10 protein-coding genes are annotated in these 10,685 nt (G+C 62.4%); 4 read left to right on the plus strand and 6 right to left on the minus strand.

Features of this window, described 5'->3' with window-relative positions:
• From J4F42_18145 to J4F42_18155, 3 genes are all read right to left on the minus strand, one after another.
• The gene (locus J4F42_18145) at positions 1-1,038 is read right to left on the minus strand and encodes an LLM class flavin-dependent oxidoreductase (GenBank protein MCE2487439.1); all 1,038 of its coding nucleotides are present in this window, start codon (positions 1,036-1,038) and stop codon (positions 1-3) included.
• Between the two features lie 35 nt (positions 1,039-1,073).
• Positions 1,074-1,835, minus strand: a complete 762-nt coding sequence (locus J4F42_18150; GenBank protein MCE2487440.1) for an FkbM family methyltransferase — start codon at positions 1,833-1,835, stop codon at positions 1,074-1,076.
• A gap of 69 nt (positions 1,836-1,904) precedes the next feature.
• Positions 1,905-3,173: an MFS transporter gene (locus J4F42_18155; GenBank protein ID MCE2487441.1), complete on the minus strand. Its 1,269-nt coding sequence runs from the start codon at positions 3,171-3,173 to the stop codon at positions 1,905-1,907.
• 201 nt (positions 3,174-3,374) lie between these two features.
• Between J4F42_18155 and J4F42_18160 the strand changes: the two genes are divergently transcribed.
• The 3 genes from J4F42_18160 (at position 3,375) to J4F42_18170 (ending at position 7,361) form a co-directional block, all read left to right on the plus strand.
• A complete protein-coding gene (locus J4F42_18160) occupies positions 3,375-4,403 on the plus strand; it encodes a DUF4325 domain-containing protein (GenBank protein ID MCE2487442.1) in 1,029 nt (342 codons plus the stop codon).
• 171 nt (positions 4,404-4,574) lie between these two features.
• Positions 4,575-6,314 carry an amidohydrolase family protein gene (locus tag J4F42_18165; protein ID MCE2487443.1) on the plus strand — a complete coding sequence of 580 codons (1,740 nt, stop codon included), beginning with the start codon at positions 4,575-4,577 and terminating at the stop codon, positions 6,312-6,314.
• Between the two features lie 78 nt (positions 6,315-6,392).
• Positions 6,393-7,361: an alpha/beta hydrolase gene (locus J4F42_18170; GenBank protein ID MCE2487444.1), complete on the plus strand. Its 969-nt coding sequence runs from the start codon at positions 6,393-6,395 to the stop codon at positions 7,359-7,361.
• 54 nt (positions 7,362-7,415) lie between these two features.
• On the opposite strand, the gene J4F42_18175 is transcribed toward J4F42_18170, so the two are convergent.
• The 3 genes from J4F42_18175 to J4F42_18185 form a co-directional block, all read right to left on the minus strand.
• On the minus strand, positions 7,416-8,645 hold the full coding sequence (locus tag J4F42_18175) for an acetyl-CoA C-acetyltransferase (GenBank protein ID MCE2487445.1): 1,230 nt from the start codon (positions 8,643-8,645) through the stop codon (positions 7,416-7,418).
• A gap of 171 nt (positions 8,646-8,816) precedes the next feature.
• Complete coding sequence (locus J4F42_18180; GenBank protein ID MCE2487446.1) at positions 8,817-9,470, minus strand: GPP34 family phosphoprotein; 654 nt, start codon at positions 9,468-9,470, stop codon at positions 8,817-8,819.
• A gap of 9 nt (positions 9,471-9,479) precedes the next feature.
• Positions 9,480-9,815, minus strand: coding sequence for an STAS domain-containing protein (locus tag J4F42_18185; GenBank protein ID MCE2487447.1), 336 nt, complete (start codon positions 9,813-9,815; stop codon positions 9,480-9,482).
• Positions 9,816-10,116: 301 nt separating this feature from the next.
• Between J4F42_18185 and J4F42_18190 the strand changes: the two genes are divergently transcribed.
• Positions 10,117-10,685, plus strand: a 569-nt coding sequence (locus J4F42_18190; GenBank protein MCE2487448.1) for a CoA transferase, incomplete at its 3' end; no start/stop codon positions are given.

Genomic DNA, 10,685 nt, shown 5'->3' on the forward strand with positions numbered 1-10,685 from the left:
TCAGCGGCAGGCGGGCATGACCTTGTCGGCAAACAGCTCCATCGAACGCCTGACCGTGGCGTGGTCAAGCAGCCCGCCCTGGTTGAAGTAGCAGATAAACTCGCTGGTCTGGAATTCTTCCCGCAGCGCCGTGACCCGCTCAATACAGTAGGCCGGGTCGCCAAACACCCCGCCGATTTTCTCAACCCCCTCGTACGACACCCGCTCAAGGCGCTCCTGGAGCTGTTGGTACGCCTCATAGCTCTTGATCGTCCCCCCGGCCAGAGGTTTCACCACCTGGCTGGCCATCTTAAAAAAGTGCATCAGACTCTCTTCGCACTCCTGGCGCGCCTGAGCCCGGCTGTCCGACACATGGACCGGGAAGGCCAGCGCAATGTCCTGCTTGACCCCGGCCGGCAGCGTGTCACGGTGCACGGCCAGATACTCGCGCAGCTTGTCGGGTGGATTGATCAGGGGCGAGGCAAAGATCGGCAGGCCCTGTTTGCCGGCCAGGGCAAAGGTATCGGGGCTGTTGGCGGCGATCCGAATCGGCGGATAGGGCTTCTGGATCGGCTTGGGCGTCAGGGTCAGGTCGCTGACCTGAAAATACTTGCCCTGATAGGTCAGCGTATCGCTCGTCCAGGCCTTGAGGATGGCGTCCAGGCATTCCTCAAAGCGCTCCCGACTCTCCTCCTGGGGCACGTTGTAGCCTGAGAAATACACCGGTGCGGCTCCCCGTCCGACCCCGAACTCCAGACGGCCGCCGCTGAGCACATCGGCCGTGGCCGCATCCTCGGCCATTTTGACCGGGCTATGCAGGGGCAGCAGCGTCACCGCAGTACCGAGTCGGATGCGCTTTGTGCGTTGGGCCGCAGCCGACAGCACCATCAGCGGAGAGGGCAGACACGAGATTCCGGGCATGAAGTGGAGTTCGCCCAGCCAGGCCGTATCCAGTCCCAACGCGTCGCCCAGTTCGATCTGGGCCAGGATATCGGCATAGCGCTGGCTGTCCGATTGCCAGTCGGCCCGCGGCAGTTGGTCAAAAAATCCAAAGCGCATGTTCTCCTCCTTGATGTGTCAGCGGGCGCATAGCCCTAGGTCCGCAAGCGCGCATACACGTCACCCGAAGCGCTGTCCGGGGGCAGGCTCTTGAGCTGAGCCGCCATGGCATCGGGGCTGAGCCACGAGGCCGACTGCAAATGGTAGGATTCGCCCAGGGCGGCCGGTTTCCAGTTAAACGCATACGCTCCCAGCTCGCCCAGGCGCGCAATACAGCCCAGCGCGGTCTCCAGGGCGGCCGGAATATACTCAAAGGACAGGGCCGGCAGCGGCTGGGACAGACCGCGCAGCACCTCCAGTTCGTATCCCTCAACGTCAATCTTGCAAAACGCCGGCCTGCCGTACTCGACGATCAGGCGATCAAGCGTAGTGACCGACACGCTGACGCTGGTATCCCAGCGCACCCAGGCAAAGGACTCGATGCGCTGGACCGTGTCGATCCATTCCCGCGACAGGCTGCTCACCGTCGGGGTGCGTTGGCTCACATGCAGGGCCTGGGTGCCGGGGACTGCGCCGACCGCCTGTTCGACCAGGGTGATGGACGGATGACGGCCGTAGCAGAGCTTCAGAAAACGCATACACGCGGGCTGCGGCTCAACCCCGACCACCCGCGCGCCCAGGCGCGACCAGACCCGCAGCTGGTTGCCAACGTGGGCGCCAATGTCAAAGCACAGGTCACCGGCCTGGATGAACTGGGCGTAGAAACGGGCCAGCTGGCGGCTGCGAAAGGGAATCGCGTAATACATGAGCAGCGAGCGCAGCAGGCCCAGCTGCCCCGCATCCAGACCGAAGTGCATCCTGGTGTCCTCATTTTCTCCTGATACCCACCCGAGTCGGGATCAGGACTGCCAGCGGGCGCAGGCCGCCTATCCCCGTGCGCCCTGCTCGGCCAGCTCAATCGGTTCCGGAACAACCAGAAAATACAATACCAGGGCCGCGATCAACAACACCCCGGCAATGACCAGAAACGGCAGCGACCAGTCTCCGGTCGCCGCCACCAGAAAGCCGGCGCTCATCGGTCCGAAGATACCGGCAAAATTGCCCGCCCCATTCATCACTCCGGAAATTGTCCCGGTCTGTTTGGCGTCCAGCTCGAGCGGCACCGCCCAGCAGGCGCCGCCACCCAGGTTGGCCAGATACATGTACAGGGTGATACACACGACCGACACCGCCGCCCACGGCACCAGCGCGGCGGCCACAATCATCGGCACGCCCAGCAGGGTACACAGCGCCGGCGCCCGGGCTCGGGCAAAGCGCTTGCTGAAACCGCGCCGCAGCAGGACATCCGAGAGCGTCCCGCCGCTGATCGCTCCGACAAAACCGGCCACCGTCGGCAGCATACCCAGCCAGCCCATGGTCTGCATGGAAAAGCCGCGCGCGTGTACCAGATAGGTCGGCAGCCACAGGATCACCATCCACAGGCCGTAGACCATGCACAGATAGCCGAACGACAGCCACAGCACCTGGGGAGACCGCAGCACCGTGCGCAGCGAGCCGCCGGTCTGGGGACGCTCGGCCAGACTGGCCTCAATCTCCTCGCGCTCGGCTTGGCTGATCCGTGGGTGCTCGGCCGGGCTGTTGGTCGCAAACAGCAGCCACACCAGCAGCCACACGCCGCCCAGCACGGCGTTAAAGTAAAAGACCGCCGGCCAGGAAAAGCTCAGCACGATCCAGGTGGTGACCGGATAGGCCAGGGCCTGTCCCAGGTGGGCGCCGGACAGGCTCACGGTCAGCGCCCGGCCGTACTCGTGGCGCGGAAACCAGCGCGAGGCTAGCGCGGCGTAGGACGGGAAACTGACCGCCTCGAACAGGCCAACGCTGAAGCGGATGGCCAGCATCAACCCAAAGGCCAGCGCGCCGAGCGGCGTCAGAGCGGTGAACACGGAAAAGCCGATGCACGCCACGGCCAGCACCCGGCAGGTGTTCCAGCGGTCGGCCAACATGCCGCCGGGAATCTGCAACAGCGTGTAGCCGATGAGAAAGGCCGAAAATATCAGACCGAAGCGGGCTTCGTCCCAGCCCAGCGCGAGCATCATGACCGGAGCGGCGACTGAGATATTGACCCGGTCGGCATAGTTGATCATGCTGCCGCTGGCCAGCAGTCCAACCAGCCGGTAGCGAACGGGCCAAGCCATAGTCTGCCTCCTTTTTACCCTGCACAGTCAGCCGGGGATGCGCGACAGCGCAGACGCTCGAATCCTACTCCAAGTCGGCAGGCACGGTCAAAGGAAAATGAACGCCGACCGAGCCTGGAACCAGATTTCTCAGGTTGACAATAAAATCCATAAGGTTGACAATATATTGCGGAAAGGTTGACAAAGGAGACGAAAAAGACAATGCCAGGGACACGGGAGAGAGGCCGAGCAATTCGGCACTTCATTCTTGGGCAAGTTGACTCGAATCGTAAGGGTATCGCTCACCTGACCGCCACCCATTTCAATATCTCTCGTCAAGCCGTCAATAAACATCTCCACCGTCTTGTGAGAGAGGGACTCCTGACTGTCGAGGGAACGACCCGCAACCGTGGCTACGCGCTGGCGGTCCTGGATCAAAAGTCCATATTTGTTCCATTAACCAGCACGACAGCAGAGGATCACGTATGGCGGGAGAAGATTGCACCTCTGCTCTCAGACCTCCCTCGGAGGGCCAGAGATATTTGGCAGTATGGCTTTACGGAAATGCTGAACAACGCGATTGACCACTCTTCGGGCACGAGCGTGCACGTCACCATTGAGCGGACAGCCCTGTCAGTCAAAATGGATCTCATGGACGACGGAGAAGGCATCTTCCGCAAGATTCAGAGAGAGTTGAACTTGTTTGACGAACGACACTCCGTGCTCGAATTAGCGAAGGGGAAGCTGACGACGGACCCCGACCACCACACGGGTGAAGGGATTTTCTTTACCTCACGGATATTTGACGAGTTTTACATTCGCTCTGGTGAGGTTTTCTTCTCGCACCAAAATCCCAAAGACGAAGATTGGATTTTAGAAGCACCGGCAAGACCGGGAACAGCGGTCTTCCTGACGTTAAGCAATGCTACCGAGAGGACAACCAAAGAGGTCTTCGACGAATTTGCCTCGGGCGAAGACTACGGGTTTTCAAAGACCGTTGTTCCTGTCGGCTTGGTTCGGTACGGAGACGAAGCGTTAATATCGCGCTCGCAGGCTAAACGTTTGTTGACACGATTTGAGCGGTTCCGCACTGTCATTTTAGATTTTGAAGGCATCGAGCAGATTGGGCAGGGATTTGCTGACGAAGTGTTTCGAGTCTTCGCACAGGAGCATCCGGACATTGAACTCGTGCCAATCAAGGCAAACGCTCAAGTCCGAGCCATGATCGGGCGGGTAAGCAGCGGGCGATAAAGGCTGACAGCCGGTACGCGGGACGGTTAGCGGGGAGTCATATCCAGGCGCTGGGAACCGGACCGATCTCTTGCTTCCGGTTCACAGACGCAGTAGTAACGGAGAAGACTCAACCAGACCAGTAACGTCGTTTCGACCATGTACGTATCAACATTATAAGGAGGGCGAGACATGGCAGAATTTGATGTGGTGATCAAAGACGGGACGATCATTGATGGCACCAAGGTGCCGCGCTACCGCGCCGACCTGGGGATCAAGAACGGCAAGGTGGCCAAGATCGGCCGGCTGCAAGCCAGCGATGCGACTCGGGTCATTGACGCCAGCGGGCTGATTGTCGCCCCGGGCGCGATCGATCTGCATACCCACTACGACGCCCAGATCCACTGGGACCCCTACTGCACGATCGGCAGCTGGCACGGAATTACGTCGGTGACGCTGGGTAATTGCGGCTTCGGCTTTGCTCCGCTGCGGGCGCAGGATGCCGAGCGGGCGATGCTGGCCCTGTCGCGCAACGAGGCGATTCCGCTCGAACCCATGCAGGTCTCGATCAAGGTGGACTGGGAGACCTTTCCCCAGTACATGGACCGCCTCGAACGGCTGCCCCTGGGGGTCAACATCTCGCAGCTGTTTCCGATTTCGCCGGCCGTGGCGTATGAGATGGGTGGCTTCGACGAGGCCAAAAAACGGCTGCCGAACGACAAGGACATGGAGCGCATCCTGCACCATTTCCACGGGGCGATGCAGGCCGGCGCCGCCGGCTGGTCGACCCAGCGCCTGATCTCGCGCGGTGCCCTGCAGCGCGACTATGACGGCACGCCGATGATTTCGGACATTCTGCCCGAGGATTTCTATCTGACCATGGCCCGCGAGCTGGGCAAGAGCGGCGGCGACGGCTTCATCCAGATCACCCAGTCCACGGTCGAGGCCGACCAGTCGGCCTTTGGCACTCAGGGCGATATTGACTTCAGCGCCCAGATGGCCTCGGAGAGCGGCTGCTCGGTGCTGTTCAACGCCATCGTGGTCAACGACCGTTTTCCCGAAGTCCACCAGGCCCAGCTGCAGCGCATTGCCGAGCATAACGCCGAGGGCCGGCGGGTACTGGGACAGGGCCTGACCACCCGGATGCCGGCTCGGCTGACCCTGGAGGACTGGAACCTGTTTGACGACAGCGAGGCCTGGCGCAACGCCACGGTCGGCACCGTTGAGGAGCGCAAAGCCAAGCTGTCCGACCCGCAGATGCGCAAGGCGCTCCAGCAGGACTTCGACAGCCCGAAATCGAGCGACTTTCTGTTCGGTGAGCTGCCCAAGTTCATCGCCCGCAAGGTGCGCCACCCGGGCCTCAAAGACAAGTACGAGGGGCTGTCGATCTCCCAGATTGCCGAGCGGGAGAACAAACACCCGATTGACGCCATGCTCGACCTGTCGGTCGCCGACGACCTCAGGACCGAGTGGGCCGGCCCGGTCACCGCAGCCAAGGTGGAAAACTTCAAGGAGCTGATGGAGTCCCCCTATGTGCTGCCCGGCGTGTCGGACGGCGGGGCACACGTCAAGTTCATCACCCCGTCCATCTATCCGACCGAGGTCCTGGCCTGGATGTCGCGCGATGCCGGGCTGCTGAGCCTGGAGGAGGCCCACTTTCGGCTGAGCGGGCTGATGGCCTGGGCGTCGTGCATCAAGGATCGGGGCACCCTGCGCGAGGGCAATGCCGCCGATATCATGATTTACGATCTGGACAAGCTGAACGCCCTACCCGACGAGATCGTCCACGATCTGCCGGCCGGCGAGTGGCGGCGGGTGCAGCGAGCCGAGGGCTATCGCTACATCATGGTCAACGGCGAGCCGATCTTTGAGGACGGCGACTGCACCGGAGCGACTCCGGGCAAACTGCTGCGCGGCGGCCAGGCGCGCTAATCTGGACCTGAGAGGATCGGTCGGATTCTCTCAAACCGATCCCCGGGGAACTCGCGTCCCCGGGGAAGGAGGAACGCTATGGATATGACGCAACGGCTTGACCCGGAACTGGCAGCCCCGCTGGACGCCTGGCTCAAGGCCACCGGCGGCGGAATCAAGCTGCACGACATCCCGGCCGCGCGACGCATGATGGACGAGTTGATTGCCGCCCAAATGGCCAAAGTGCCGCCGATTGAGGGGATCAACTCCGAGGATCATCAGGCACCCGGTCCTGAGGGTGATCCTGATGTCTTCGTCCGGGTCTACCAGCCGACCGACCGGCCGGACAGCCTGCCCGCTCTACTGTGGATTCACGGCGGTGGCTACGTCCTGGGCAGCGTTGAGCGGGACGACTTCCTGGCCAAGCATCTGGCCAGGGTCGGGCAGTGTGTGGTGGCTTCGGTCGAGTATCGGCTGGCCCCCGAGCATCCCTTCCCGGCTCCGGTCGAGGACTGCTATGCCGCCCTCAAGTGGCTGGCGGCCCACAGCGACGATTTCGGGCTGGATCGGTCACGAATCGCCATTGGCGGAGCGAGCGCGGGCGGGGGACTGGCGGCCGGCCTGGCCCTGCTGACCCGCGACCGGGCCGAGGTCGAGCTGAGCTTTCAGCTGCTGATCTATCCGATGATTGACGACCGCAATATCGCCGCCGCCAACCAGACGCTGCCGGATACCTTTGTGTGGAGTCGCCAAAACAACCTGATGGGCTGGCGGGCCTACCTCGGTCACGAGCCGGGCGGGCCGGACGTGTCGCCATATGCCGCAGCCGCGCGGGCGACCGACCTGAGCGGCCTGGCGCCAGCTTATATTCCGGTTGGCGACCTTGACCTGTTCCTGGACGAAAACGTGAGCTACGCGCAACGGATGCTGGCGGCCGGCGTGCCCACCGAGCTGCACGTCTACCCGGGCGGCTTTCACGGCTTTAACGGGTTTGCGCCCGGTGCCGAGATCTCACAGCGCTTCAACACCGAGCGCGACAAGACCCTGAGGCGCATGCTTCACCGCTAACCGCGACCATCCGTCCCGCCTGCCAGAGCAGGTGGGGACGGATGGAGCCGGCTCTCATATTCGCTCGATAATCGACGCAATCCCCATCCCGCCACCAATACACATGGTGACCAGTCCGGTGGTTTTATCCTGACGCTCAAGCTCATCAAGCACGGTGCCGACCAGCATGCTGCCCGTCGCGCCGAGCGGGTGGCCGAGGGCAATCGCCCCGCCGTTGACGTTGACCTTGTCCGGGTCGATGTCGCAGTCTTTCATGACCTTGAGCGGCACCGCAGCAAACGCCTCGTTGATCTCGACCAAATCAATATCGTTGATCGTCATACCGGCTTTCTTCAGCACCCGTCGGGTAGCCGGGACCGGCGCCGTCAGCATGATGATCGGCTCGGCTCCGGCCGTTGCCGTGGCCACAATCCGGGCCCGCGGCTTCATGCCGTGACTGCGGGCGTATTCGGGTGAGGCCAGGAGCAGTGCCCCCGCCCCATCAACGATACCGGAAGAGTTCCCGGCGTGGTGGACGTGCTCGACGTGGTCAAGCTCGGTGTAGCGCGACAGGGCTTTCTGGTCGAAGCTCAGCGTATCGCCCTTTTGCACGTATTTACCGAGTTCGGCGAACGACGGCGGCAGGCCAGACAGCCCCTCCAGGGTCGTACTCGGGCGTGGGTATTCGTCGTGTTCGAGCACGACCTCGCCCTCGGCATTCCGCACCGGAACCAGGCTCTTGGTGAGGCGGTCCTCTTTGTGAGCCCGGACATAGCGCTGTTGGCTCGACACGGCAAACCGGTCGCAGTCCTCACGGCTGAAGCCCTCGAGGGTAGCGATCAGGTCGCCCGAAATACCCTGCTGGACCAGCGGATGGAGCCGCCGCAGCTTTCGATTATGCCCGTCGATACCGCCCCGGTCGGCGTTCATCGGCACGCGGGACATGGATTCCACCCCGCCGGCAACGACCAGGTCTTGCTCGCCGGACTTGATGCCCATGGCCGCAAAGTTGACCGCCTGCTGACCCGAGCCGCAGAAGCGGTTAATCGTCACCCCGGTGGAATCGTTGGGCCACTCCGCAGCCAGCACCGACATGCGGGCGATACACATGGCCTGGTCGCCGTAGGCGGTGACACACCCGACCAGCACGTCTTCGACATCCAGCGGATTGAGCTGATTGCGGTCCTTGATGGCATTCAGCGCCTGCGCCATCAGTTCCTGGGGATGAATCTCGGCCAGCGCTCCATTTTTTTTGCCCCGTCCGCGCGGGGTCCGAACTGCGTCAATAATCCAGGCTTCGCCCATGGCGTCCTCCATACGTTTTGTCTCGAACACGGCGGCGAACTCTCCAGCCCGCCGATAACGGTGAGTGATATTCAGACAATCCCTCCGCGCCGCTCCTCCGTCCGCAGGTAGAGAAGTCCTGATGCCGAGCGGCACGAGGACAGGGCGGTAACAGGCGCGGTGGGTTCTGGCTCAGTGTGGCGTAAGCGCCATCGCCATCATGACCGACTCTTCGATTTTGGCGATCACGCGACCGACTTCGCGGCCGATCAGATCCATCTTGCGGAGCTGCTCAATCCGGGGCATCGACCGCTCGATCTCTCGCTCGGAAAATATGTCGCGCAGGAAGTCGCAGGCGTCGACCAGACAGATGAGGGCGATATCCCTGGGGTCTGGGGTATCGTCGGACAGCAGCGCGTCCTCAATCCGCAGTTTGACCTCGCGTTCGACACGGCCGTCAATCGTCGGATAGCGCCGCGAACGAAAGACCCACAGGAACCGCTCGTCCTGGGACTCCAGAATGCCGCCCTCAATCAAACTCGTCAGCGCCTGCCTGCGGATTTCGGTTGTCCCCTGCCCGGCCAGTGTCTCCAGCCAGCTCTTGGTATCCTTTGTCTCGTCGGAATCCGCGAGAAGCGCCAGGACCCGGTCGAGCATGGGGGTGCCGGTCGGCGTTCGGTCGAGAAGCACCAGTTGCTCGGGATCGGTGTCGATGCGGTTGGCAAAGGCCAAGTCCATCAGCACCGCTCCGGCCAGGACATGTTCCACGGAGCCCCCACGGATCGGCAGGAACAGGCCGTCGTCATCGAGCATCAACAGCATGATCTCTTCGGCGAATGTCAGCATGACCCGTCCTCAGGACTCGACCGCCAGGGCGGCTTCGCGGGTGTCGTAGTGATCGAGTATGGTCAGGAACCCGCTGACCTCCATGACTGCTTTACACGCGGCCTGAAGTGCACAGACCGCCAACTTGCCGCCCTCCTGCTGGCATTTTTTGGCACCAACCAGCACGGCCCGCAGGCCGGCGCTGCTGATGTACTCCATCTTGCCGCAATCGAGCAGCAGACGGGTATTGCCACGGCCGACGATCTCCGAAATGCGAGTCTCCAGCTCGGGCGCGCTAAAGCCGTCAACACGCCCGTCGAGCGCAACAATGACCACCGAACCTTCTGTTTGCTCTTCAATTTCCATGGGACAGCCTTTCTTTTCGATCCCGATGAGACGACTCCGTTTCCGTGCCAGGCGGCACGGAAACCTGCTTGCTACGGAAAGATAGAACTAGCACGGCAACCGGGACACGGCAAGCCGTCGCCAAGGTGCCATGAGGGGGTCTCTCGGGGGCAATCCGGAAGCTTGGCGAGACGCGTAATTACTGGCAGAATGGCCCGGACTCGGGTTTCTGCACACCGACGTGTTCTCGCTCCGGGGAGAGGAGAAAAGACCGGGAAGACCTGGGCAGGAACCTCACATTCAGTCAAAGAGGGAGACGCATATGCACGACGGAATTCTATCGGGACTGCGGGTTATCGACTGCGGAACCTATGTCGCCGGGCCGGCCTCGACGACGATCATGTCGGACTTCGGGGCCGAGGTGTTGAAGATCGAGCGACCCCAAGGCGGGGATCTCTACCGCTCCATGTCTGATCTACCGGGATTTGCCCAGGCGGACCTCAACTGGGGCTGGATTCTGACCAGCCGGAATAAGAAGAGCGTCGCCCTGGACCTGGCCTCACCCCAGGGCCGGGACGTTCTCATTCGTCTGGTCAAGACCGCCGACGTGTTTGTCACCAACTACCAGCACCCGCTGCTCGACAAATTCCGGCTGACCTGGGATCACCTGCAACCCGAGAACGAGCGGCTCATTTACGCCCACCTGACCGGCTACGGCGACACGGGTGAGGATGCTGACGCGCCGACTTTTGACGCGCTGGCGTATTGGGCTCGCTCGGGCCTGATGATGAGCGTCGTAGGCATGGACGGCACGCCCGGCGGCCCACGCCCGGGCATGGGCGATCACCCGACCTCGGTGTCGCTGTTCGGCGCCATCATGCTCGGCCTGTA

This window comes from Desulfurellaceae bacterium, assembly GCA_021296095.1.
In the GTDB taxonomy this organism is placed as follows: domain Bacteria; phylum Desulfobacterota; class Binatia; order Bin18; family Bin18; genus JAAXHF01.